The sequence below is a fragment of the Microcoleus sp. B9-D4 genome, assembly GCF_036705105.1.
In the GTDB taxonomy this organism is placed as follows: domain Bacteria; phylum Cyanobacteriota; class Cyanobacteriia; order Cyanobacteriales; family Microcoleaceae; genus Microcoleus.
In genome coordinates this window covers 51,696-71,739 of the sequence record NZ_JAUBTS010000035.1, presented here as the reverse complement: position 1 = coordinate 71,739, position 20,044 = coordinate 51,696, and the positions used below count along the sequence as shown (strand labels likewise).

Sequence of the window (20,044 nt, the reverse complement as noted above, 5' to 3'; positions counted from 1 at the left end):
GTTACCTTTAGTTACTCCCAAAACCCTTCAAAACGTTGGGGTGAGAGCTAGGTATAGCGGACGGTGTGGTGTCGGTAAAGTTAGGCTAGAAAGTGTCTAGATACTCCCTCCCTCTAACCTAAGCAAACTCAACGTCTGAAACGACGTAAATGCGTTACTTAACTAGAAAGTGTCTAGAAACTAGAGAGTAAATGGCTGAAACTATTGGTGTTAGGTTACTTTGCCAGACAATTCCCATTCGGAGCTAAAAATTAGCGCTATTCCTACAGCAAAGATTATTCCTACTCGCAGGCAAGTTGTAACTAAGCGCGATGTAAACTTTTTCATTGAAAAACTCTGTTTTTTATGTGACGACAGTTATACAGAATAATTGCTGTTGTTGGTTGGCAAATCTATCTAAAGATAGGACTTGGTGTTAATTTATGGTGTTAGCATCCTTCCCAAATCAACCTCAACAAAAAAGTTTTGGGCGCTGCGGCGTCAACAGGCGACCGATCGCAACTACGAACTCAAGAAAGGTACATTTACTACTTCGCCTGACACCGCTCCGACTTGCACTTTCAGTCCTTCGCCGCCCGCTTTTGTGCGGATGTAAGCAAGACCAAAAAAGCCGGATTCAGTTTCGGTAAAGCTGGTGAGTTTGCCGACTTTTTCCTCTCCGATGGTGACTGCTGTTCCGGGTTCAACGGCACCGCTCAACTGCACGCCCCAAAGTTGCTGTTTGACTCCTTTGTAGGTGTTCAACCGGGCAATTGTTTCTTGACCGATGTAGCAGCCTTTGTCATAGGTAATCGTGTGTAAAAGGCGGGCTTCTAAGGGGTTGTAATCGTCTGTGAGTTCAAAATCGGGTGCGGGCCGTCCTTGTTCGATTCGCAGTTGTTCCCAGACTCGATCGCCCATCGGTACGGCCCCAGCTTTGACTAATTCCTTCCACAAATTAGCTGCATCGCTTGCTGGCGCAATTAACGTGTATCCGGGAGTTGCTAAACCGCTACCAACAGCCACTCGAACCCCCCCTTCATCCCCCCCTTGGTAAGGGGGGGAAAGATGGGGGGGTTTTATCAATTTGTGAGTAGCGTAAGGTTGATTTTGAAGTTCGGTAACTCCCATTTTTTCTAATAGTTGAGTGCTTTCCTGGCCGAGGAAACTGAAAGCAACAGTTGTATCGGTTAAATCTGTTAACTCGACGCGATCCATTGGGAAAATATAGCGATCGAGCAATTCCAGTAGTTGGCGGCGGCGGTTGGGCGAAACTAACAGCAGTACGGCATCTTCTGTAGCGTAAGCGGTGGCGAGGTCGATCGTCCGCGCGGTGGAAGTCACGAAAACGGTGTCGCAACCTTGACCGGGTTTGAGTATATTAAAGTTATTGGTACTTTGATTGTGCAAGAACCGCAGGCGATCGCTGTCTGAGATTTGAATGCGTCCCCAGTGAGTGCGATCGTACAAAGCCACACCTTGTTTCGTTGCTGCGATCGCTTCTGCGTCGTTACCAAAACTGACTGGCACAATTTCTTTGGTTGTTAACTCTGCAAAAGTAGCACCGGCTGCTGCTTGAATGTCGTGCAATTCTTGAATCATAAGATTTTGTTGACTGTTTGCTGTTCGCTGTTGACTGTTGACTGTTCGCTGTTGACTGTTCGCTGTTCGCTGTTCGCTGTTGCCTGACAACTGACAACTGTCAACTGACAACTGTCAACTGACAACTGACAACTGTCAACTGACTATTTGTCCAAATTAGCGAATATTTCTTGTATTAATTGACTGGCTTTAGCATCAAGACGATTCCAATCTACATCGCCAGTCTCATCATCAATCAAGCTAGTATCAATTACAACTTCTTGGCTTTGGATTTGACTGTGGGCGGGCTGGTAGTTGACAAAGCAGACTCGATAGCAAAGTTCCCAAATATCGATACATCTTTGCTCGCCTTGAAGCTCTAAAAGTAGTTGATAGCCCGGAATGGGAATCTGCACTTCTTGATAAGTACCCGTCCAAACTGACTCCTCTAATTGTTTGCGGATGTTGTCGATCACTCGGATCATCGCTGGCTGCATGAGCAGTTCAGCTTGCTGCCACGCGATCGGGCTAGTTATTTTAGGCTTCATATACAGGGTTCTAAAAAAGAAAATCAATAAATTAATTTTCTAGCATTGGGTGCCAACTTTTGAGACATCCGCCCCAGAATGTTAAATTTAGTCGTCACCCAATTCAACAGTCAACCCTCAACAGCAACAGCCGTTCTCGGCTTGAAGGCTAAAAACGGCTGAAACTGTTGATATTGAGTTATCGGATGGGTAATGTAGGATTTGAACCTACGGCATCCTGCGTGTAAAGCAGGCGCTCTACCACTGAGCTAATCACCCAATTGCACTCACCGGGATTTATCATATCACAGTAACTCAGAAAGATCAAGTAAAAAAAATCCTAAACTTTAAATGCCCTCTGGCCGCACCCATGATCAAATAACCCTGTGGAGTTTGCCCTTGGTGGCAGCCCTCACCTTTGGCCAGACGAGCAGCAGCAACCTGACTTTGCTCGTTTCCGGCAGTTTCTTATTCGGCGGGCTGATGTTTGGCCCCGACTTGGATATCTACTCCTGCCAGTATCAGCGCTGGGGATGGTTCAAACCGATTTGGCTCCCGTACCAAAAAAGCCTGCGCCACCGCTCTTTTTTGTCCCACGGCCCTCTGATCGGCACTGCTTTGCGAATCTTGTACCTCGCTATCTGGATCGCGGTTCTCGGAGTGTTGGGATTGGCAATTGCCGAAAAAGTCGGAAACTTCGGCTGGAATTGGCAGGATGTGGTTTTGAGTTACGGGCGATCGATCTGGGAACACCACATCGAAATTTTAGCCGTTTACATCGGTCTAGAATTGGGCGCTATGAGCCACTATCTGAGCGATTGGGGCGGCTCGGCTTACAAAAGATTCAAAAAGAAAGGATTGAGCGGGTTGCGCCCTCCTGGCACAATTAAGAGGCGCAAACGCCAACCTCCCCGCCGCACTTCCAGCAAATCTAAAAGGTAAATTATTATGTCTAATTCTGAAAGTCGATCGCTCACAGCACTCCAAGAACTTATAGAAGTTGTGGCCTCATTGCGATCGCCAGACGGTGGATGTCCTTGGGATTTAGCCCAAACTCCCCAAACTCTAATTCCTCACATCATCGAAGAAGCTTATGAAACCGCCGATGCGATTCGCAAAGGAGATAAAGATGCGATCGTCGAAGAATTGGGCGACTTACTGTTACAGGTAATTCTGCAAGCTCAAATTGCCAGCGAATCCAATCAATTTACCTTCGCCGAAATAGCTGCAGGCATTACAGAAAAACTAATTCGGCGACATCCCCACGTCTTCGGCGATGTCGAACTCAACAGCGTGGATGAAGTCAACGAAAACTGGGAAAAAATCAAAGCAGCAGAAAAAGGCACAACTGCGGAAAAGCCGCCAACTTTAGCCTCGAAAATGAGCCGTTATGCCAGCACTCTGCCGCCGATAACCGCCGGGATGAAAATCTCTCAAAAAGCTGCGGAAGTGAGTTTTGATTGGGACAGTGTAGACGGCGTTTGGGATAAATTTCACGAAGAAATGGCAGAATTTGAACACGCTCTCAAACACGAGGATAAGGCAGCGCAGCAGTCAGAATTGGGAGATATTATGTTTGTGTTGATTCAATTAGCTCGCTGGTACGATTTAGATCCGTCGGCTGCTTTGCAGGGAACAAACGATCGCTTCGTGCAGCGGTTTGCGAAGGTAGAGGCTGCGTGCGATCGACCTTTGTCAGATTATGCCCCAGAAGAGTTAGAATCTCTGTGGCAGCAAGCTAAAGCTTTAATTGCTAAACAAAAGGGCGATCGGTAATAACTCACTCCCGCTATTGTTAAGAACAGGCAAGATGCCTGTTCCACAACAACTCAATATTTTGCTTGTGGGGTGGGCGAATAGCCCGCAGTATTGTTAAGAACAGGCAAGATGCCTGTTCCACAACAACTCAATATTTTGCTTGTGGGGTGGGCGAATAGCCCGCCCTCAAAAGCTGATTAACAATACTGCCAGATGTCAGCAATCAACTACTCGTAAAGCTTCGCGTCATTGTACGGCGGATGTTCGCAAGCGATATATAAAGCATTTGTCGGTTCGAGGGCTTCCCCTGTCACCGGATCGATCGGCTTGAGCACAAAGCATAACAGACTGAGCGATCGCCAATCCAAATTATCCAGCTTCCCGCGTTCGTAACGGTTGACTGTTGCGGCACTGATACCCACATCTTTGGGTACGGGTTGATTTGTGGCGGTGAACAGCGCCTCTTCATATCCCTTTGTTTTGAACTCTGTTTCGCTGACAGACCAACCTGTTGTCTGTCTTGCTGCTTTTAAAATCTTCCCCAAACGCATCCGCCCCGTTTCAGTGAAGCGAACGGGACGCAATTCCTGCTCTTTGTCTACCACAGCCTTGTTAGAGAGTCCTGACATTTTTCCCACCTACATTAACTCTCAAACTAGCACAGCATCAATGATTGAGGGTTGCAAGAGCAACATCTGAGCTTAAGAAGTTTAAATTAATTTTTTTTGCACTTGTGCAATAAGAGTCTGATATAGTAATATGTAATTGACTCTAAACAGAACTTGCCTCTCAAGCCCTGAGTATACAGCCATGACACCACTGTTTCGCCGCATCCAACCCTCGAAAAAGCTCCGCATCACCGTCAGGTCGATCGCCCAACTGCTCAAAATCAGCCAAAATCAAATTAAGCGAGTCGAATCCTGGGCTTTCGTGGTTTTCGTGCATCGGCGGGACAGAGGCGGACAATTTATCTCGTACCGCAGGCTGGAAGAATGGCAAAATGCGATCGCGCATCATATCCAAACCTGCCCCACCCTTGGAGAACTCTCGCAGATCAAAACATCCATTCACTACGACAGCCGGAAATTCAAACAACAATTTCTCCCAAAAACCCTTGACTTTTTAGTTCAAATGTGCATTGAAAGACAAGACATTCTCGAAATCTGGGAAAGCTCAAACTGCATTGCTTCCTAGCAGAAATCAAGCAGATTTCCTAACACTAGCAACCGCACCCAACCGTGAGGACGCTGTTAATTGCTCAAACCCTTGCCTTTGATTCTGTCAACTGTCAACTGTCAACTGTCAACTGTCAACTCTTCCTTGCCAAAAAACAGAAGCGAAACATTTGCGAGCAATTGCGAGATCAAATCACCCCAAAAATCACCCGCCAATGCTCCGCCACATTCATGAAAGCAATCACCAAAGCAATTAAGACATTGCCTGAGCGATATAATCAAAATAAGGAGCTGCTTCCTTAGCATCATCCTGATTGAGCAAAGCCAAAGAAGCTTCCTTCAAACAGCGGATAGCTTCGACCATGCCAGGAACAGGAACGCCCAGAGAATTATACATTTCCCGAACGCCAATCAAACCGATGCTTTCGATCGGCTCCTTGTCACCCGCCAAGATACCGTAGGTAATCAGGCGCAAGTACCAGCCGTAGTCGCGCAGACACAAAGCCCGTTCGCGCTGGCCGTAAGCATTGCCCCCAGGAGAGATAAAATCAGGTCGTTTTTTCCAGAGTTTTTTACTAGCTTCTTCAACAATTTTCTTCTCACTGTCAGACAGCGCAGTAGCAATACGCACCCGCTGTTCTCCGGTTTTAAAGAAATCATTGATACTTTGGAGTTCGCCGGTACTGGGATAACGAAGTTCGTCGTCGGCTTGGAGAATAAATTGGCTAACTACGCTCATTGTTATTCAAAAAAATTGAGGATATTTGAGAGTAAGATTAATTGACATTCTCATCCCTTAAAGATGAGATTCTTGGTTGGGCGATTTACTTTGCTTCTAACATTTATCAACATTAGAAGTAGCGGGTAAATCTCCGCAAACGTTATGCTTGATGTTCAAGCCAGTTTCCCTGTGTTCCAGGGTACTGCGGGAAAATCTCAAAAACTGCGAGTGAGAGTTTGGATGTCGGCAGACACTTTGACTGTTTAACGAGTTTTTGCTACGTCGCCCCAACAGCATATCGCACAGGCACGGGTAGGGGCAACTCACGGCAGGCTTGACTTGCAGGTTGAAGCTTGGCTTTAGCAGCAAGACGTTCAGCAGCAGGAATACAGCCTGCTATTGAGCTTGAGTGCGATGGCTTACGCCCCGCTTCGCTACGACTTATCTCAGGAAAGAGAGAGCAATATTGCATTACCATATTAAATCCTACCACGACTACTTGTGACCAAATCTAAATTCCCGACCCCAAACTCGACGAAATTGGCAAACCCTTGCCAGCAAGGTCAACTGATTGAGATAGAGATTACCGACTTGACAGACACCGGCGACGGAGTTGGTCGTTTTGGTGAGTTAGTAGTGTTTGTGCCCGATACCGTGACGGGCGATCGAGTCCTTGTCCGCCTCGTGCAAGTCAAATCCACCTATGCTACAGGCAAGCTGGACACACTTCTCGAAACATCCGAACACCGCATCCGAGCTAACTGCATTGTCGCCGACAAGTGCGGCGGCTGTCAGTGGCAGCACGTAGACTATCAATATCAGCTTGCAGCCAAGCAAAATCAAATCACTCAAGCCTTAGAACGGATTGGCGGATTTAGCAATCCGCAAGTTGATGAAATTTTAACGGGAAAAATCGAGGGATTTCCCCAATTTTTGGGATACCGCAACAAAGCGACTTATCCCGTGGCAATATCTGCAACAGGTCAAGTCCAAGCAGGTTACTATCAAAAAAGCACGCACAAATTAGTCAATCTCAATCAGTGTCCGGTGCAAGACCCGCGCCTCAATCCTTTGTTAAAAGAAGTCAAAGAAGACATCCACTGGCGGGATTGGCAAGTCTACGACGAAAAGAAACATACAGGAGAATTGCGTCACTTGTCCTTGCGGATCGGACGGCGCACCGGCGAGATGCTGCTAACTTTAATAGTTCGCACTGGAGAGTTGCCGGGACTCGAAGAGCAAGCATCAGAGTGGCTGAAACAATATCCTCAACTTGCAGGGGTTTGTTTGAATATAAATCCCGCTCAAACTAATGTGATTTTTGGTGCAGAAACTCGCTGCATTGCGGGTCGTTCTTATCTGCGAGAAAGCTTTGCTGGTTTGAAATTTCAGCTAAGGGCCGATACTTTTTTTCAGGTAAATACAGAGGCTGCTGAAGCGTTGTTAGAGGTGATGGTAGGGGAATTGAATTTGCAGGGAAACGAGGTTTTGGTTGATGCTTACTGTGGCATTGGTACTTTTACTTTACCCCTGGCAAAACAAGTAAAAATAGCCATAGGTTTAGAAGTGCAACTGGCGGCGATAGAACAAGCCACATTAAATGGTGAGTTAAATGACGTGAGAAATGTCGAGTTTCAGGTTGGAACTGTAGAGAGTTTGCTGCCGTCCTTGGGATTGACACCAGATATTGTGCTGTTAGATCCGCCGAGGAAAGGGTGCGATCGCGCGGTTTTGGAAGCTATCAAAGAAATCAAACCAAGTCGCATTGTTTATGTTAGCTGCAAGCCGGCTACTTTGGCTCGCGACCTGAAGATTTTGTGCGAAAATGGGGATTATAAGTTAGCGCGAGTGCAGCCGGCGGATTTCTTTCCTCAGACTTCTCATGTTGAGTGTGCGGCTTTTTTGGTGCGGTAAATCAAAAGGGCGATCGTTGTTTAGTTAAATTCAATCATCAGCATCGGCGAAAAGGGCGGATAAATCTCGATAACCACTGACTACTCGAAAAATCTCTACATCCTGTCCGCTAGGCATATAGAGGATGAGATAGTTGTCTATAGAGAGACTGCGAAGCAAGGGTAAAATTTCGTGTCTTTGTCGTCCAATATTGGGAAATTGAGCAATTTTGGCGAATTTAGCGTCAAGATTGCTTAAAAAGCGATCGGCTCGATCGAGTCCCGATCGACTAGCGATGTAGTCTGCAATTTGCTGGATGTCTTAAATTGCGGGTTGAGTGAGGCGAAATTTTGGACTCAAGTTTCTTTTGAACTGTAACGCGATGCCTACGGCTGGCTACGCCTACGCAAATTAGCTCGAATTTGTGCCATTGCGGTTGCACCGTCTACGACTTCACCGCGTTGGGATGCTTGCTGGCCAATCAGTGCGTCTTGTTGGAGTTCTTGCAGTCGTCCTTGATAAATGTCTTGCTGTGGTTCGAGTAGTTGAATGGCTGCAAGGATAACGTCGATCGCGCTGTTGTATTTGCCGCTGGTGAGTTGGCGCTGCACGAGGGCTTCGACTTCAGGAGGCAAAACAATTTGCATGGTGTTTGAGATGAGGGGTGTTGATTCTATTGTAGGCGATCGCCCTAAGCTACCGGGCGGGCAAATTTCGACTTTGACAGTCATGCCTACTTGGTTGAGCATTATAATCAGGGTGTCAACGGAGAACTGGCCAATTTTACCTTGAGTCAAAGCTTTGATTTCGTCGCTTGACTGTTTGAGATGTTGAGCCGTTTGGTCGATCGTCCAACCGTGATGTTTAATCTGATTTTACAGGGCTAGCATTAGTTGCGATCGGATTAGTAAGTTATCAGCTTCTTGGGCTGAAAATCCGAGGTCTAGAAAGATATTATCAGCGGCTTGGGTAATGGTATTTTCGCTCATTGTTCAGACTTTCTTAAATTCAAGCTATTTTGTATAAATTCAGGGCGATCGGCTATAATCAAACAATATTGTACAATTTGCTTCCTTTTCACCTTAACTATTTAGCGTTTTTAGTTTGGATACCATTATGCTATCAATTGAGCGACTGATGAAAGAAGCTTTATCTTTGCCAAATGCGTTGAGAGCGCAGTTAGCAGAGAGGCTAGTTGAGAGTCTTGAATTTGATATAGACGGAACAGTTCAAAAGTTGTGGACTGTGGAAGCTAAGCAGCGTCGCGACGAAATCCGAAGCGGTATGGTTGAGCCAATTCCCGGAGAAGAAGCGTTAGCTCAGATTAGGCAGATTATAGCACAATGAGGTACGTTTTTCACCCGGCAGCATTAACTGAATATGCTCAAGCTGTCCAATTTTATACAGAGCGTCGAGTTGAATTAGCGCAAGCTTTTATTAATGCCGTTGAAGATGCTATCTTCCGTCTTGTCGAATCTCCAACTCGTTCGCCGATAGTTGATGAAGATATTCGCCGTTGCCTAACGCGAAAGTTTCCTTATGGAATTCTCTACACCATAGAGGATGATTTTATTTTAATTGTGGCAGTAATGCACTGCAATCGAGAACCAGGATACTGGAAAGAGCGATTTACAGAGAAACCACCAGATTAAGAGGTGATTGTAGAATGGATCGATTAGCTAAATATCGGCAGATTGTTCGCACTTTTTTGATGGAATATAGCAAGACTAAACCCATCAATGGCGACCTTGAAATTCAGGTATTATTTGACACCGAACATGACCATTATCAAATAGTAGACTTAGGTTGGGACGGTCACAATCGGATTTATAGTTGCCCGATCCACTTAGACATCAGAGATGGGAAAGTCTGGATTCAACGCAATCAAACCGATGAACTGATTGCTGAGGAGTTAGTGCTGATGGGTGTGGCGCGGGAGGATATTGTTTTGGGGCTTCAGCCTCCCTATGCAAGGCAGTTTACAAGCTATGGTGTTGCTTAGCTGTGCCGATCGCACTTATAATTTCTTGTCACAAGGGCGATCGCTTTTAGGGAATGAAAGGGCGATCGCCCTAAGCTTGATTTTCGCAAGTCTATCGAATAGCGATCGCCCTTAAATTTACCTCGCTATACCTCAGCAGCTTGCCTGTCTTTTTGAGATTCTAGCCAACGTTCGTAGACTTCCCTGTCGCCACCGAATCCATCGATCGAAACCTGACGATCGGGCATTGGTTTGAGCGCTGCATCGATCGGATTGTAGCGACAATAGCAGATAACCACCATGCCGAATTCGCTCGAACCACTTTCAGGAAGGTTGGGGATATCGGGGGTGTAGGTTTCGACTCTAGCAACTTCCCAATCACCTGTTTTGTAATGGGTACTCCAACCGTGGAAATTGGGTTCGTGTTCTGCTTCAACCCTGACAAACTCGGTTGGCCTGTATCCTGGTTGCGGGATCGGGCGATCGGAGGAATCGAAGTATTCAGCAAGGATGCGAGTCAGAGAATGAGTGTGGGATAGCATTCGATCTTCCCATCCCGGTTGCCGCCCTTCGGCTCTAAAAACAATGTATTTACGCATCGTCATCATCCTGTTCGTGAAATGGCTTAGGAAATTCTGTTTTACCATCGAACACGCAATCGGCTTTCAAGGTGTCACCCTTAAGTTTTTCTATCCTCTTGAGTGTCCATCCATATTTAGTTTCCATTTCGTAGCAGCATTCATCATCGGTGGCTGCGTGACGAGAAATATTCTCGTCTGGGTCATAACGCAACCAAGCTGGGTTTTTTGGCATTATTGGTATTACTCCGAGTGTTGAGTTGACAACATTGGGGAAATCGTTTTGGTGCAGTGCTGCAATCACTGCATCAAAGCGTACCTGAGATGATAAACTTGTTTGTGGTTATACGTCAATATGACGCGCCAATATTTTAATGAAAAAAGACACAAGACCCCAAGAGAGTGCATCACCGATCGAGGCTTTGAGGATTGAGCGCACAAAGCTATCTCAGGCTGAATTTGCGGTGCATTGCGGGATTCCGCTGCGTACTTATCAGCGTTGGGTTTCGGGTGAAACCGAAGCGAAACCAACACCCCGTCAGTGGAAAGTGATGATGCGGGTATTGCAGATTCAATCTTTTGAGGAGGTTCCTGATGATTTTGGCCCGATTAATTTGACAGGGGATGAAGATTAGGTATTTGTGTTTTGGGTTAGGGGCGATCGCCCTTCAGTTAGATTGGTTTGTTGAGGGGCGATCGCACATCTAATCTTTTTTATCCAAGTCTTCTGTTTTTGCAGTTTCTGAAGTTGAGGGGAATTCTAATCTGATGTTGATGTCTATTGTTAGTGTATTTTGATTTTCAAAACCCATATCAACTATTTTTACTAAAGCATCTATCGGTAAAGAACTACTTAATTTAGCTTTCACAGACGACTGAGTTTTATATCCGGCTTCCTCTAGCCGATCGCAAATATTGCGCCAATTTCCTACAGGTTCGTTAGGTACATCGGCGAGTTTTTTAACATATTGGTATAAAGTTTTACATAAATAAACTTCTGCACTTTTGGAAGTCTGCAACAGTTGGCGGGCGATTTCGGCGGGACTGCAACCGGAAAGCAATCCTCGGAGGTAGAGTTTTTCTGTTTCTGTGAGTCCCCGGCGCGATCGGGGTGAGATTTGCCGTTTAGCTTCTGCAAAAGCTTGGTACAGTCTCTCTAAGTCCCAGTGTTTGGCGGCTTCGGCAAATAAGTCTTCTTTTGAGGCCATTTTCGGGTGTGGTGAGATGTGGCTAACGATAGCATAACCGAAATTGCTAGCGTTTGTTAGTTGCTTGCTAACAATAGGTAGTTTAGTATTAAATTACCCACTCATTGTCTAAGTGCAAATACTTAGAAAAGCGGGAAAGTGCGATCGGGATATTTCAAATTTTGCCTGTTTAGTTAACTTTTGTTAGTCAAGCAGTTAGTTTTTGTTCCTTACACTGAGGTATTTCAATGGCTAAAAGTGATGAAATAGCGAAAGCGGCAGGTTCCGCTGCTGCGGGTGCTGCTGCGGGTGCTGGTGTGGTAGCTGCTTCTGGTTTTACGGCAATTGGTGCTATTGGTGGAGGTGCTGGTATGGGTGCTGCTGCTGGCCCCGTTGGTATAGCCGTAGGTGCATTAGCAGGTTTGGCATTTTACGGGATTAGCAAGGCTTTTTCTGACGACTAAACATTGACTCGCGCCAGGGACTTCAGTCCCTGGTTAATAACTAGGTTGTTGATATTTAGCGCTTGTTCCACGAGTCCGCCAGGAGTTTAAACCCCTGGCGGATAGGTTGGTAAGCGCACAATCTCTATCAATTTGAACCGCGAATTTCTAGCTTTAACTTAGCCCGTCCCTCAACTAAAAAGTGTCAACTTATGTCTTCTCAAGAATTTCAAGCAGCATACACCAGCATTTACAGTACAGGCACTTTCCTATTACAATATCTCAAAGAATTCCGTGACGGACTCCGCATTCAGGGAGATGAAAGTCAAGGGCTACAAAGCATTGAAGATGAAATTAACAAAGCTTTAAAGGCTTTGCAAGATCAGAAGTATCAAGTAGCCGTCATTGCAGCAATGAAAGCTGGCAAAAGCACCTTCTTAAATTCTATCATCGGTGCTGATGTGCTGGCGAGTGAAACGGCCGCCTGTACCATCTGCCGTACAGATGTCCGACACATTAAACCGGGCGAAACTCCTAAACTTTTAGAGTATCGAGAAGGAGAAAGAAAACCAGTCATTCTTGTTGAGGGTGACGCTGGCGAAATTCAGCAAAAATTCCTGCAGCGTACCCGTGAAATCCGAGAACAAGGCAATCCTGATAACACTACACGCTTTGAGATAGAGCATCCGATTGAAGCAATTAGCCAATTATCTTCTCTCACAGGCTTTACCTTAGTTGATACTCCCGGCCCTAATGAGTGGGAGTCTGCAAACTTCAACATTAATGCACTGAAGCAGACAGCACTAGAAGCACTGCGAACCTGCAATGCCATTCTGTTTATTTTAAACTACGCTTCCTACAAAGATAATGCAGTTGCTGATTTGTTTAAGGATGTTGTTGAAAATCGTAAGGATTTTATAGCTGAGAACACGGGAAAAATTTACTTTATTTTGAATAAAGTTGACCAAAAAACAGAGAGAGACAAAGAAATTGCTGATGTCATTAAAGATTTAGAGCGAGAGTTAGTTGGCTTTGGCTTTTGCAATCCAGTTATTTACCCTGCTAGTTCTCGACAAGGACTTCTAGCGAAACTGATTCAGCAAGGAAAAGCAACTGAAAAGGAGATAAAAGATTTTGAGGATTTCTTTAGTGCCAAATATGCTGAGAGAGATGAAAAAGGTAGGAGAGTAATTCCTTTACCTGAAGAGATTGCACCAAGAGCTTTGCAAGATAGCGGTATCCTGAACATTCAAGAAACAGTCATTCAAAGGATTACGCAAAATTCTGGCTGGAATTTATTGAGTGAGGTGTTGACCGAACTCGATAAAGCTGCTAAGGCAATTGAAGATACTCTGAATACAGAAATTAAAGGTTGGGAAATGGGGATTGAAGCCCTCAAAGAAAAAGTAGAAGAGTACAGGAAACGCTCAGAAAATGCGAGGTACAAAGTTGAGTTAGTCAAAAAAACTGTCGAGCAAGAAAAACAAATACTAATCCGAGGATTTAGTCAAGGAATTAACACATTTGCGGATAAGGCTAAAGCTCAGATAGGCAGTGAGATTCATAAGATTGCCGAATCTCAATCCGCTAGATCTCCTAAGTCAAAAAAAAATCCCTTATTGCTCAAACCAGTAGAAGTTAAGACTAACAATGGGGTTTTTGGACAAATAGTGGGAGAAATTGGAGAAAGACTGTTAGGATTGATACCTTCTGTCGGTCCCGTATTAGGAAAAGCATTCAAAGTCACTACGTCTTTGTTGGATGGACTGAGTGAGTCTATTCCACAAGTTTTCAATACCTCTGTTTCTGAACAGATTGTTGATAGTGAAGAGTTTGATCCGTACATTATTCGGTGTAAAACTAAGGCTGAAGCTGAAAAAATAATTCAAACAATTAATAAATTTTGCCCGCCCTATATTCAAAGTTGGTGGATAGATACTCAGGATGAATTAGTTCGAGAGGGGACGAATATTAGAGAAAAATTGGCAATAATAATTCAAGAAGATATCCAAGAAATATCAGATGAATTATCTAATTATCTTGGTGATGCTTTAGAAGTTAAACTGAACATCAATCCGATTCAGTTTCCTAGCTTTGATTTTCCCGGAATTGATGCACGGATTAAAGATGTACAATTAGCAGTGGTTGTAGGAAATAGAAGGGAAGAAACAGGTAGAAAAAGTCGTTGCTGTAACTCTGATGAAGTCTATTATGCTGATGTTGATGTTACGGAAAATCGGGAATTTTTCGATGTTGATTTACGACAGACATTAGAGTCAGTAAATCGAAAAATAAATGAGCAAAGTTCTAGAAACAGAGATTTATTAGAACGAGTTATTAACAAACAGGTTTCGGCTGATTTCAGAAGTGCCGAAAAGCAAATCAATGATTACATTAAAAGGTTTCAAAATGACTTCGATCGCGTTTTGAAGGAACGGGAAACCAAAGAAGCAGAAGCGCCGGAAATTCTAGCTCGTCTTGAGTATCAAAAAGCCAAGCTTATTGAGTACCTCAGCCAATTAAGTTCGATTCGGGAATCTCTCAATAGTTGGAAGCCAGTTAAGTAAAGTTAGAGAAAGTACGATCGCCCTTTTTGTCCGAAGTGCGATCGGCCGTCTCCGATCCCCAATCCATGTTTCGCTGCTACTTTCAGTGAGGGAAAATACATGAAAATTCGAGAATCAGTTGGTCAAAGTGTATGGAATCATTCTGAGGGTTGGTGCTGCGAGCCTCTTGACCCCATACCGCCCGGTCATATTGCCCTAGCCGTTGAAGCGATAGATATTAATCTTGTAGACTGGGATATCGAAGAAATTGGCGAAAAAGCAGGTTTTGATATTCAGTACAAATACACGGGAGTGAATGACCCGAAAGATGAATCTTTAGCTTGCGTAAGTCAGTTTGTGGGTATCTATGAAGACTTCTCAAAGCTCGATCGCGATTTGGAAATTTTGATTGCAGCCGGCATCCCGCGTCATTTATTTAAAATACTGACTTCCAACGATGACATCGATTTGAAGCCTGTAACGCAATACCTCAAAGCAGTTTCCTAATGTTTTGGGTGTAGCGTAATTGTTGCTTTTTCAAAGTGCGATCGCCCTTATTGTCCGAAAGTGCGATCGCACTTTTAGTATCCCTATCAATATGAGACTCAACCATTTACACCTACAACACTCAACTCATCAGACATTTTGGAATTATTTGTTTCATCAATTTTTGGTAACTGTTCACTATTCAAGAATTCTTCAAATAAATCAAAAAAGCGCTTCAGTGCCTCAGATTCATCCTCAGAATAAAAAAGAATAATCCGACTCCAAGATTGAGTGTCTGCTTGGTTAAATCGATTTTCTATCCATTCTTGAAACTCCTCAAACTTTGTTTCTTGTTCTGTTAGAGGAATGCCAAGTTGACGGCGGGCAAAGGTATAGCCGTCTAAGAAAACATGAAGATGACTGAGCGATCGCTTCCCCAAGTATAAAGACGCTCTTTGCTTAATTTTTTCTAGCAAATCATACAAATCTAACATTGTTTCATCTCCTTTCAGCTAAAATTCAATTTCCGCAATCTCAAATTGACCGCCCAGCTCGATCGCCAAACAATAAAATTTTCCCAACCACTCTTGTTTAGAAATTCCTTCATTGTGGATATTATCAAAAATTAGTTCCTCCCCATTTATTTTAACTGCAATAGCTTCATGCCGTCCATTTGTAGCAATATTTTGTCCGAGGTCATCATGGTAAATATTACCATATTTTCCCTTGGCACTGCCAGTGTAAATTTTTAGTTTTTTCCCCGAAATACCCCTGATAATTAAAAACTCTTGGACCCTTAAAGCGCAAGCATTACATTCAAACAGCTTAAATTTACTAGCTATTTCTGAAATTTGTTGTCGTAATTCGTCATCAATCATGTTTAATTATTTGACCATCTCTTGGTGCCATCCTAACTCCGCTTTACCCTAAATAGTTATCCGCAGGGTCATAGCTACCTTGGTAAGTGCTGTAAATGCGGTAGCCAGGGAACACTAAAGCAATACCTATTGCACTGTGAATTGTCCCTGGATAGTTTTCTTCGGGTTCGCTACCCCCAATCCTAATTTTGAGCGCACCCAGCCAAATGTAGAGTCCGGGAATTAAAGTATCTAAACTGTAGGCGATGGATCGCATTTGAAGATCGGGGGGATTAATCGGTTTTAAATACTGTGGCTTTTCAGGTTTGGAAATGGACATGGCAGTGATTCCCGTGCGGTATGGTGCAAAAACGGTTTTGTAGATCACACTTTAACATAACCTAACTTTCACTTTTCTATTGTTAAGCTTATTTTAGTATTTTGTCGCGATCGTCCCTCGGACATCTCAAAACTAAAAGTGCGATCGGCATCTTTAAGTTAAGATATAAACTGAGAAACCACTCTCATAGTAATACGACAGGAATGTGCGATCGGAAATTCTCAAAATCTTTGTCAGTAGTGAAAATGCTGTAGCCCCGACGATGAGCAACTGCACATAACAGAAAATCAGTATTTGAACCCTGAACGCCATTACTGCGACAGGTATTGAAAAACTCTGCGGCTAACTCATAATCTTCAGTTGTTAGCTCTAAATCAGGAAAAGCACGAAGATACTCTTGCAACCCTTGCAAACTGTTCCTTGTAGCGTACCCCAGAAAGCACCTCCTGACGAATAGCCCCCAGTAAAACCCCTCGTCCATCTGCAATCAAATCACGCAGTAGATTAACAATAGCGATCGCATCATTTGTTGTGTGGCGCCGCAATGCCAACGACCAAACGGAACTATCAACAAGAACATTCATAAAGTTTGTCGCTGTTCCTTGTAGTTATAATCTTCATCGTAGTCAATAGTACCAAACAATTCCACTACTTTTAGTTGTTTGCGACGTTGAATGTACTCGCGTAAAGCTGCTTCGATTAATGTAGTAGGTGTTGGATGGTTACTCAAATCAAGGGCTTCTTGAAGGAGAGTTTTGTCAATTTCGAGCGTAGTTACCATATATTTTCCTCGTGCAAGTAGGGTATCGCGCAATTGCCACCGAACAATGCTGTAATTTTAGTGTAGCACTGAAACTCTATCACTGGGCGATCGCTTTCTGCATTTAGTTCGCGGGAGAATGAAAAGCCTGTTTAGCTTGCGTAAGTCAGGCAAGTCGGCATTTATGAGGACTGCTCAAAGCTCGATCGCGATCTGGAAGCTTTGATTGCGGCCGGCATCCCCTGTCATTTATTTAAAATACTGACTGACAACGATGAGATTGATTTGAAGCCTGTAACGCAATACCTCAATCCAGTCTGATAATCTCTTGGGTGTATCGCAATTGTTTCTTTTCCTAAAGTGCGATCGCCCTTATTTTCCGAAAGTGCGATCGCGTTACAATAATGTCAAATATATTCAATCCTCCCGATCATTTCTTCAGGTGTATAGACTTCATAAATTAAAATCAAACTACGGATAATCTCGCCAACAGAACGAGAATTAGGAGGACAATAGACAATTCCCGGATAATCGGTGGTATAACTTGCCATAATTATAAAATCATCATCGTGAGTTAATATCACGCGCTGCTATTCGCGAATAAAGGCTAGGTGTGACTCATCGCTTTTAGTACGCAACCCTGCATCAACTGTTGTCGTCACATCTATCCCGTAACGACGTAAACCGCGCGCAATATTAGAGTCAATATGTTCGTCTACATGAAAACGAATTTGCTCACTCACCTCTAATTGCCCTCAATTTGTCTTGTAACGGAGATGGTGGACTATTACGCTTTAATTCTTCCACAATAGCTCGACTTTCAGCAGTGTGACGATCGATTTCTTCTCGACGATCGTAATAATAGGTCATTGCAGCATGAACAGAGGCAAGTGGTAAGTCATACTTGCCGGCAATTTCTTCTATAGAAATTCCCATTTTCAGATCCATTTCGGCGATGTGTGCTACAGCAATTCGATGGCCAGCAATGCGTGGCTTACCACCAAGTACCCCAGGCGTAATTTCGATATGTTCTGTGATGACGGATTCCTTAGACATTATAGTTTAAGGCTATTAATTGGTAATTTTTAAGCTCTTTAATATTAGCACAAATAGTCACCGTTACAGGAAATTGTAGGGTGCGTTAGACATTAATTCTTTCGATTTCAACAGGTTGGAAGGATCAGACGCACCCTACGGACAGTATTTCGATCGCCCCCACCATCAACTAGATTCAAGCTAGATCCAGTGCGGCCTGAATCGGGGGGAGTCCAGAAGTATAGAATAGAGGTTGCGGAACCGGCACACCGCCCGATCGCTCGCCCCCAGCAATTTGTTACCCTAAAAATAGAATCTCCCCTCCCTCAACTCCCTCCCATGAACAACGCTTCTCCCCTGATTCAAACGATAACTCCAGAACGCTGGGCCGGGTTTAGTATGGACTTTATAGGGGCGGGTTACACGGGTTTGTTGGTCAAAAACGGCCGCGCCGTGCGTACCCTGAAATCCGGGCGGCATTTCAGCTTCGCCCTTCCCCTGCTAGAACAGTGTCAAATTGTCATCGTAGACACCAAACTCCGCAACTTGGATGTACAGTCGCACGGAGATTTTTTGTCTAAGGATCGGTTTTTAATTGATGCCACTCTGACTGTTATTTATCAAGTTATAGATCCGAAACGAGTAGCTTTGGAATTGTCCGATCCTCTAGCTGTTTTAGCAAGTGCAGTTAAGGATTGTATGGGATTAGCGATCGGGCAAATACCCCTACAACAGCTTATCAGTCAAGGACGGCTGTTGCTGCGCCAAAATTTGCTCGATCGCGTCCAAGATTTTTATACCCTAGGTTTTAACTTAGAAGACGTGCGAATTGGCGATGTCAGCTTTCCCGAAACCAACGGAGTTATTCGCCAAGTTGAGGGAATGAGTGCCCGACAGGAAGCAGAAAATGCCGCCGCCCTGCAAATGAGAATTGCCGAAGCAGGCCGTCCGATTGTTCCTCAATCTCCCGTACAGCAGTTAAACTTAATTTCAGGTAATTCTCCTGCGAGTCTTCCAGCTTCAGACACAGCAGCGGGTTTCGATCGCGATTTACAACAACTAACACAACAACTTGCTCAAAACAGCCTCCCTCCTGACAGAAATCCTCCCCAACTTGCACCAACCGTACTCGCAAGCAGCGATCGGCAAACAACCGCATATTTAATCTACAAACTTTCTGGAGAAGCGATCGCCCTAACAGCCAATCCCTTTACAATTGGACGCGAACCAACCAACACTTTAGTATTGCAAGATCCGCAAAGTTCGCGCTACCACGCTCAAATCCGCCGGGCCACTGACGAAATTGGCAAACAGCGGTATCAGCTTGTCGATAGCGGCAGTTCCAACGGCACTTTTGTGGGTGGGCAGAGGCTGGCTGCTAACGAGCCTTTTTGGCTACCAAATGGCTGCGAAATTGCGATCGGCGACCAAAAATGGATCTTTCAAAATTCGTGAGATAAAAATATGAAGTTATTTGAAACAGCAGATAAACACAGATAAATCCCATCAGCGTTCATCTGTGTTTATCTGCTGACATCTGCGGTGAAAAAATCCCAATTTAAGTAACTTGCTTTAATCACGATATACAAGTAATAGATGCCGAATCTACCGTCAACAATATGAATGTTTTTTGCAACCGCAAATCAACGCAGATAAACACAGATAAATTCCATCAGCTTTCATCTGTCAGGTTTCTGTAGGGGCGTTGTCAAGAGTCCCCGCCCTTCCGACACAGCTTGACAAATCCCTCCAGCCCAATTCCCTATACTCCCAGGTAGAAGTCTCTTGCCAACCCTAGGGGGGATATCTCCACAAGCATTTCGAGCGAGAATTTGTCAAGATTGAAAATATAAGTAGAGGACAACCGCATGAACTTTTCTATACAATCTGTTTACAACTGGTATCGCGACACCCTCCGCAACCCCAAATACCGCTGGTGGATTATTCTGGGAACCCTGGCATATCTGGTAAGCCCGATCGACATAGCCCCAGACTTTCTCCCCGTCATCGGACAAATTGACGATGTGGCAATTGCTGTGTTGCTGATTTCCGAAGTATCCCAAATGGCGATCGACTACTTTAAATCTCGTCAAACAGAGACAGCTTCAGCATCCGAAGCCACCGGTGCCCCTTATTCTGAAGCCAAAGGCAGCACCGTTGACGTAGATGCTGTTTCTGTAAAATAATTGCCAAAAAT

At 44.4% G+C, this 20,044-nt stretch carries 34 protein-coding genes and 1 tRNA gene; 14 read left to right on the top strand and 21 right to left on the bottom strand.

What is annotated here, in order from left to right; translation table 11 throughout:
* Positions 1 to 501: 501 nt before the first annotated feature.
* The 4 genes from ygfZ to QUB24_RS20365 form a co-directional block, all read right to left on the bottom strand.
* Positions 502 to 1,581, bottom strand: coding sequence for a CAF17-like 4Fe-4S cluster assembly/insertion protein YgfZ (ygfZ, locus tag QUB24_RS20380; RefSeq protein ID WP_333155010.1), 1,080 nt, complete (start codon positions 1,579 to 1,581; stop codon positions 502 to 504).
* On the bottom strand, positions 1,578 to 1,706 hold the full coding sequence (locus tag QUB24_RS20375) for a hypothetical protein (RefSeq protein WP_333155009.1): 129 nt from the start codon (positions 1,704 to 1,706) through the stop codon (positions 1,578 to 1,580). The genes ygfZ and QUB24_RS20375 overlap by 4 nt, the downstream gene beginning before the upstream one ends.
* An 18-nt stretch (positions 1,707 to 1,724) precedes the next feature.
* Positions 1,725 to 2,108 (bottom strand): hypothetical protein, encoded by a 384-nt coding sequence (locus QUB24_RS20370; protein WP_333155007.1) that lies wholly within the window; start codon positions 2,106 to 2,108, stop codon positions 1,725 to 1,727.
* A gap of 186 nt (positions 2,109 to 2,294) precedes the next feature.
* A tRNA-Val gene (locus QUB24_RS20365) sits at positions 2,295 to 2,366 on the bottom strand.
* A gap of 72 nt (positions 2,367 to 2,438) precedes the next feature.
* On the opposite strand from QUB24_RS20365, the gene QUB24_RS20360 reads away from it, so the two are divergent.
* Both QUB24_RS20360 and mazG read left to right on the top strand, forming a co-directional pair.
* Entirely contained in the window at positions 2,439 to 3,029 is a 591-nt protein-coding gene (locus QUB24_RS20360) for a metal-binding protein (protein ID WP_333155006.1), read from the top strand.
* Between the two features lie 6 nt (positions 3,030 to 3,035).
* Positions 3,036 to 3,863, top strand: a complete 828-nt coding sequence (mazG, locus tag QUB24_RS20355) for a nucleoside triphosphate pyrophosphohydrolase (RefSeq protein ID WP_333155005.1) — start codon at positions 3,036 to 3,038, stop codon at positions 3,861 to 3,863.
* A gap of 209 nt (positions 3,864 to 4,072) precedes the next feature.
* Here mazG and QUB24_RS20350 read toward each other — a convergent pair whose 3' ends face one another.
* A complete protein-coding gene (locus QUB24_RS20350; RefSeq protein WP_172192721.1) occupies positions 4,073 to 4,474 on the bottom strand; it encodes a helix-turn-helix domain-containing protein in 402 nt (133 codons plus the stop codon).
* A gap of 181 nt (positions 4,475 to 4,655) precedes the next feature.
* Between QUB24_RS20350 and QUB24_RS20345 the strand changes: the two genes are divergently transcribed.
* A complete protein-coding gene (locus QUB24_RS20345) occupies positions 4,656 to 5,039 on the top strand; it encodes a hypothetical protein (RefSeq protein WP_333155004.1) in 384 nt (127 codons plus the stop codon).
* 234 nt (positions 5,040 to 5,273) lie between these two features.
* Here QUB24_RS20345 and QUB24_RS20340 read toward each other — a convergent pair whose 3' ends face one another.
* Positions 5,274 to 5,759 carry an allophycocyanin subunit alpha-B gene (locus QUB24_RS20340; RefSeq protein ID WP_293336342.1) on the bottom strand — a complete coding sequence of 162 codons (486 nt, stop codon included), beginning with the start codon at positions 5,757 to 5,759 and terminating at the stop codon, positions 5,274 to 5,276.
* A gap of 259 nt (positions 5,760 to 6,018) precedes the next feature.
* Complete coding sequence (locus QUB24_RS20335) at positions 6,019 to 6,219, bottom strand: hypothetical protein (RefSeq protein WP_333155003.1); 201 nt, start codon at positions 6,217 to 6,219, stop codon at positions 6,019 to 6,021.
* A gap of 23 nt (positions 6,220 to 6,242) precedes the next feature.
* On the opposite strand from QUB24_RS20335, the gene rlmD reads away from it, so the two are divergent.
* On the top strand, positions 6,243 to 7,655 hold the full coding sequence (rlmD, locus tag QUB24_RS20330) for a 23S rRNA (uracil(1939)-C(5))-methyltransferase RlmD (protein ID WP_333155002.1): 1,413 nt from the start codon (positions 6,243 to 6,245) through the stop codon (positions 7,653 to 7,655).
* A 30-nt stretch (positions 7,656 to 7,685) separates the two neighbouring features.
* On the opposite strand, the gene QUB24_RS33665 is transcribed toward rlmD, so the two are convergent.
* A complete protein-coding gene (locus tag QUB24_RS33665; RefSeq protein ID WP_445300423.1) occupies positions 7,686 to 7,943 on the bottom strand; it encodes a type II toxin-antitoxin system RelE/ParE family toxin in 258 nt (85 codons plus the stop codon).
* Between the two features lie 77 nt (positions 7,944 to 8,020).
* Positions 8,021 to 8,503, bottom strand: coding sequence for an XRE family transcriptional regulator (locus tag QUB24_RS20325; protein ID WP_333155014.1), 483 nt, complete (start codon positions 8,501 to 8,503; stop codon positions 8,021 to 8,023).
* A 268-nt stretch (positions 8,504 to 8,771) separates the two neighbouring features.
* On the opposite strand from QUB24_RS20325, the gene QUB24_RS20320 reads away from it, so the two are divergent.
* Genes QUB24_RS20320 through QUB24_RS20305 form a run of 4 tightly spaced genes read left to right on the top strand, consistent with a single transcriptional unit; the run spans position 8,772 to position 9,751 of the window.
* Positions 8,772 to 8,981, top strand: a complete 210-nt coding sequence (locus tag QUB24_RS20320) for an addiction module protein (protein ID WP_333155001.1) — start codon at positions 8,772 to 8,774, stop codon at positions 8,979 to 8,981.
* Positions 8,978 to 9,286, top strand: a complete 309-nt coding sequence (locus tag QUB24_RS20315; RefSeq protein ID WP_333155000.1) for a type II toxin-antitoxin system RelE/ParE family toxin — start codon at positions 8,978 to 8,980, stop codon at positions 9,284 to 9,286. The genes QUB24_RS20320 and QUB24_RS20315 overlap by 4 nt, the downstream gene beginning before the upstream one ends.
* Before the next feature lie 14 nt (positions 9,287 to 9,300).
* A complete protein-coding gene (locus QUB24_RS20310) occupies positions 9,301 to 9,636 on the top strand; it encodes a XisI protein (RefSeq protein ID WP_333154998.1) in 336 nt (111 codons plus the stop codon).
* A complete protein-coding gene (locus QUB24_RS20305; RefSeq protein ID WP_333154997.1) occupies positions 9,623 to 9,751 on the top strand; it encodes a hypothetical protein in 129 nt (42 codons plus the stop codon). The genes QUB24_RS20310 and QUB24_RS20305 overlap by 14 nt, the downstream gene beginning before the upstream one ends.
* Positions 9,752 to 9,761: 10 nt before the next feature.
* Here the strand turns inward: QUB24_RS20305 and QUB24_RS20300 are convergent, their stop codons facing one another.
* Both QUB24_RS20300 and QUB24_RS20295 read right to left on the bottom strand, forming a co-directional pair.
* Complete coding sequence (locus QUB24_RS20300) at positions 9,762 to 10,214, bottom strand: hypothetical protein (RefSeq protein WP_333154996.1); 453 nt, start codon at positions 10,212 to 10,214, stop codon at positions 9,762 to 9,764.
* On the bottom strand, positions 10,207 to 10,428 hold the full coding sequence (locus QUB24_RS20295; RefSeq protein WP_333154995.1) for a hypothetical protein: 222 nt from the start codon (positions 10,426 to 10,428) through the stop codon (positions 10,207 to 10,209). The genes QUB24_RS20300 and QUB24_RS20295 overlap by 8 nt, the downstream gene beginning before the upstream one ends.
* A gap of 139 nt (positions 10,429 to 10,567) precedes the next feature.
* Here QUB24_RS20295 and QUB24_RS20290 point away from each other — a divergent pair, with 139 nt between their 5' ends.
* Positions 10,568 to 10,828 carry a helix-turn-helix domain-containing protein gene (locus tag QUB24_RS20290; RefSeq protein WP_333154994.1) on the top strand — a complete coding sequence of 87 codons (261 nt, stop codon included), beginning with the start codon at positions 10,568 to 10,570 and terminating at the stop codon, positions 10,826 to 10,828.
* Positions 10,829 to 10,897: 69 nt separating this feature from the next.
* Here the strand turns inward: QUB24_RS20290 and QUB24_RS20285 are convergent, their stop codons facing one another.
* Positions 10,898 to 11,401 (bottom strand): DNA-binding response regulator, encoded by a 504-nt coding sequence (locus tag QUB24_RS20285; RefSeq protein ID WP_333109424.1) that lies wholly within the window; start codon positions 11,399 to 11,401, stop codon positions 10,898 to 10,900.
* A 227-nt stretch (positions 11,402 to 11,628) separates the two neighbouring features.
* Between QUB24_RS20285 and QUB24_RS20280 the strand changes: the two genes are divergently transcribed.
* From QUB24_RS20280 to QUB24_RS20270, 3 genes are all read left to right on the top strand, one after another.
* Positions 11,629 to 11,844: a hypothetical protein gene (locus QUB24_RS20280; RefSeq protein ID WP_333109426.1), complete on the top strand. Its 216-nt coding sequence runs from the start codon at positions 11,629 to 11,631 to the stop codon at positions 11,842 to 11,844.
* Positions 11,845 to 12,035: 191 nt separating this feature from the next.
* On the top strand, positions 12,036 to 14,390 hold the full coding sequence (locus QUB24_RS20275) for a dynamin family protein (protein WP_333154993.1): 2,355 nt from the start codon (positions 12,036 to 12,038) through the stop codon (positions 14,388 to 14,390).
* Positions 14,391 to 14,489: 99 nt separating this feature from the next.
* Positions 14,490 to 14,876, top strand: a complete 387-nt coding sequence (locus QUB24_RS20270) for a hypothetical protein (protein ID WP_333154992.1) — start codon at positions 14,490 to 14,492, stop codon at positions 14,874 to 14,876.
* Here the strand turns inward: QUB24_RS20270 and QUB24_RS20265 are convergent.
* From QUB24_RS20265 to QUB24_RS20230, 9 genes are all read right to left on the bottom strand, one after another.
* A complete protein-coding gene (locus QUB24_RS20265; protein WP_333154991.1) occupies positions 14,860 to 14,982 on the bottom strand; it encodes a hypothetical protein in 123 nt (40 codons plus the stop codon). The genes QUB24_RS20270 and QUB24_RS20265 overlap by 17 nt on opposite strands.
* Positions 14,975 to 15,349, bottom strand: a complete 375-nt coding sequence (locus tag QUB24_RS20260; protein ID WP_333154990.1) for a hypothetical protein — start codon at positions 15,347 to 15,349, stop codon at positions 14,975 to 14,977. Before QUB24_RS20260 ends, QUB24_RS20265 begins: the two co-directional genes overlap by 8 nt.
* Before the next feature lie 18 nt (positions 15,350 to 15,367).
* On the bottom strand, positions 15,368 to 15,733 hold the full coding sequence (locus QUB24_RS20255; RefSeq protein ID WP_333154988.1) for a papain fold toxin domain-containing protein: 366 nt from the start codon (positions 15,731 to 15,733) through the stop codon (positions 15,368 to 15,370).
* 43 nt (positions 15,734 to 15,776) lie between these two features.
* Positions 15,777 to 16,052: a hypothetical protein gene (locus QUB24_RS20250; protein WP_333154987.1), complete on the bottom strand. Its 276-nt coding sequence runs from the start codon at positions 16,050 to 16,052 to the stop codon at positions 15,777 to 15,779.
* Between the two features lie 184 nt (positions 16,053 to 16,236).
* The gene (locus tag QUB24_RS33660; RefSeq protein WP_445300422.1) at positions 16,237 to 16,455 is read right to left on the bottom strand and encodes a PIN domain-containing protein; all 219 of its coding nucleotides are present in this window, start codon (positions 16,453 to 16,455) and stop codon (positions 16,237 to 16,239) included.
* Positions 16,427 to 16,636: a hypothetical protein gene (locus QUB24_RS20245; protein ID WP_333154986.1), complete on the bottom strand. Its 210-nt coding sequence runs from the start codon at positions 16,634 to 16,636 to the stop codon at positions 16,427 to 16,429. The genes QUB24_RS33660 and QUB24_RS20245 overlap by 29 nt, the downstream gene beginning before the upstream one ends.
* The gene (locus tag QUB24_RS20240; protein WP_333154985.1) at positions 16,633 to 16,833 is read right to left on the bottom strand and encodes a type II toxin-antitoxin system VapB family antitoxin; all 201 of its coding nucleotides are present in this window, start codon (positions 16,831 to 16,833) and stop codon (positions 16,633 to 16,635) included. The genes QUB24_RS20245 and QUB24_RS20240 overlap by 4 nt, the downstream gene beginning before the upstream one ends.
* A gap of 386 nt (positions 16,834 to 17,219) precedes the next feature.
* Positions 17,220 to 17,363 carry a hypothetical protein gene (locus QUB24_RS20235; protein WP_333154984.1) on the bottom strand — a complete coding sequence of 48 codons (144 nt, stop codon included), beginning with the start codon at positions 17,361 to 17,363 and terminating at the stop codon, positions 17,220 to 17,222.
* Between the two features lie 184 nt (positions 17,364 to 17,547).
* A complete protein-coding gene (locus QUB24_RS20230; protein ID WP_333154983.1) occupies positions 17,548 to 17,868 on the bottom strand; it encodes a DUF433 domain-containing protein in 321 nt (106 codons plus the stop codon).
* 189 nt (positions 17,869 to 18,057) lie between these two features.
* Between QUB24_RS20230 and QUB24_RS20225 the strand changes: the two genes are divergently transcribed.
* Together QUB24_RS20225 and QUB24_RS20220 are read left to right on the top strand one after the other, a co-directional pair.
* Positions 18,058 to 19,302 carry an SPFH domain-containing protein gene (locus QUB24_RS20225; RefSeq protein WP_333154982.1) on the top strand — a complete coding sequence of 415 codons (1,245 nt, stop codon included), beginning with the start codon at positions 18,058 to 18,060 and terminating at the stop codon, positions 19,300 to 19,302.
* A 413-nt stretch (positions 19,303 to 19,715) separates the two neighbouring features.
* Positions 19,716 to 20,033 (top strand): YkvA family protein, encoded by a 318-nt coding sequence (locus tag QUB24_RS20220; RefSeq protein WP_333154981.1) that lies wholly within the window; start codon positions 19,716 to 19,718, stop codon positions 20,031 to 20,033.
* Positions 20,034 to 20,044: the final 11 nt, after the last annotated feature.

Excerpts from the sequence above, each read along its gene's own strand:
- QUB24_RS20340 (WP_293336342.1), bottom strand. The coding sequence starts at position 5,759 with ATGAGCGTAGTTAGCCAATTTATTCTCCAAGCCGACGACGAACTTCGT.
- QUB24_RS20300 (WP_333154996.1), bottom strand. The coding sequence starts at position 10,214 with ATGCGTAAATACATTGTTTTTAGAGCCGAAGGGCGGCAACCGGGATGG.
- QUB24_RS20360 (WP_333155006.1), top strand. The coding sequence starts at position 2,439 with ATGCCCTCTGGCCGCACCCATGATCAAATAACCCTGTGGAGTTTGCCC.
- mazG (WP_333155005.1), top strand. The coding sequence starts at position 3,036 with ATGTCTAATTCTGAAAGTCGATCGCTCACAGCACTCCAAGAACTTATA.
- QUB24_RS20265 (WP_333154991.1), bottom strand. The coding sequence starts at position 14,982 with ATGGTTGAGTCTCATATTGATAGGGATACTAAAAGTGCGATCGCACTT.
- QUB24_RS20290 (WP_333154994.1), top strand. The coding sequence starts at position 10,568 with ATGAAAAAAGACACAAGACCCCAAGAGAGTGCATCACCGATCGAGGCT.
- QUB24_RS20235 (WP_333154984.1), bottom strand. The coding sequence starts at position 17,363 with ATGGCAAGTTATACCACCGATTATCCGGGAATTGTCTATTGTCCTCCT.
- QUB24_RS20230 (WP_333154983.1), bottom strand. The coding sequence starts at position 17,868 with ATGTCTAAGGAATCCGTCATCACAGAACATATCGAAATTACGCCTGGG.
- QUB24_RS20305 (WP_333154997.1), top strand. The coding sequence starts at position 9,623 with ATGGTGTTGCTTAGCTGTGCCGATCGCACTTATAATTTCTTGTCACAA.
- QUB24_RS20255 (WP_333154988.1), bottom strand. The coding sequence starts at position 15,733 with ATGATTGATGACGAATTACGACAACAAATTTCAGAAATAGCTAGTAAA.
- ygfZ (WP_333155010.1), bottom strand. The coding sequence starts at position 1,581 with ATGATTCAAGAATTGCACGACATTCAAGCAGCAGCCGGTGCTACTTTT.
- QUB24_RS20280 (WP_333109426.1), top strand. The coding sequence starts at position 11,629 with ATGGCTAAAAGTGATGAAATAGCGAAAGCGGCAGGTTCCGCTGCTGCG.
- QUB24_RS20345 (WP_333155004.1), top strand. The coding sequence starts at position 4,656 with ATGACACCACTGTTTCGCCGCATCCAACCCTCGAAAAAGCTCCGCATC.
- QUB24_RS20370 (WP_333155007.1), bottom strand. The coding sequence starts at position 2,108 with ATGAAGCCTAAAATAACTAGCCCGATCGCGTGGCAGCAAGCTGAACTG.
- QUB24_RS20245 (WP_333154986.1), bottom strand. The coding sequence starts at position 16,636 with ATGAATGTTCTTGTTGATAGTTCCGTTTGGTCGTTGGCATTGCGGCGC.
- QUB24_RS20270 (WP_333154992.1), top strand. The coding sequence starts at position 14,490 with ATGAAAATTCGAGAATCAGTTGGTCAAAGTGTATGGAATCATTCTGAG.
- QUB24_RS20335 (WP_333155003.1), bottom strand. The coding sequence starts at position 6,219 with ATGGTAATGCAATATTGCTCTCTCTTTCCTGAGATAAGTCGTAGCGAA.
- QUB24_RS20220 (WP_333154981.1), top strand. The coding sequence starts at position 19,716 with ATGAACTTTTCTATACAATCTGTTTACAACTGGTATCGCGACACCCTC.
- QUB24_RS20315 (WP_333155000.1), top strand. The coding sequence starts at position 8,978 with ATGAGGTACGTTTTTCACCCGGCAGCATTAACTGAATATGCTCAAGCT.
- QUB24_RS20350 (WP_172192721.1), bottom strand. The coding sequence starts at position 4,474 with ATGTCAGGACTCTCTAACAAGGCTGTGGTAGACAAAGAGCAGGAATTG.
- QUB24_RS20285 (WP_333109424.1), bottom strand. The coding sequence starts at position 11,401 with ATGGCCTCAAAAGAAGACTTATTTGCCGAAGCCGCCAAACACTGGGAC.
- QUB24_RS20310 (WP_333154998.1), top strand. The coding sequence starts at position 9,301 with ATGGATCGATTAGCTAAATATCGGCAGATTGTTCGCACTTTTTTGATG.
- QUB24_RS20250 (WP_333154987.1), bottom strand. The coding sequence starts at position 16,052 with ATGTCCATTTCCAAACCTGAAAAGCCACAGTATTTAAAACCGATTAAT.
- QUB24_RS20275 (WP_333154993.1), top strand. The coding sequence starts at position 12,036 with ATGTCTTCTCAAGAATTTCAAGCAGCATACACCAGCATTTACAGTACA.
- QUB24_RS20295 (WP_333154995.1), bottom strand. The coding sequence starts at position 10,428 with ATGCCAAAAAACCCAGCTTGGTTGCGTTATGACCCAGACGAGAATATT.
- QUB24_RS20260 (WP_333154990.1), bottom strand. The coding sequence starts at position 15,349 with ATGTTAGATTTGTATGATTTGCTAGAAAAAATTAAGCAAAGAGCGTCT.
- QUB24_RS20320 (WP_333155001.1), top strand. The coding sequence starts at position 8,772 with ATGAAAGAAGCTTTATCTTTGCCAAATGCGTTGAGAGCGCAGTTAGCA.
- QUB24_RS20240 (WP_333154985.1), bottom strand. The coding sequence starts at position 16,833 with ATGGTAACTACGCTCGAAATTGACAAAACTCTCCTTCAAGAAGCCCTT.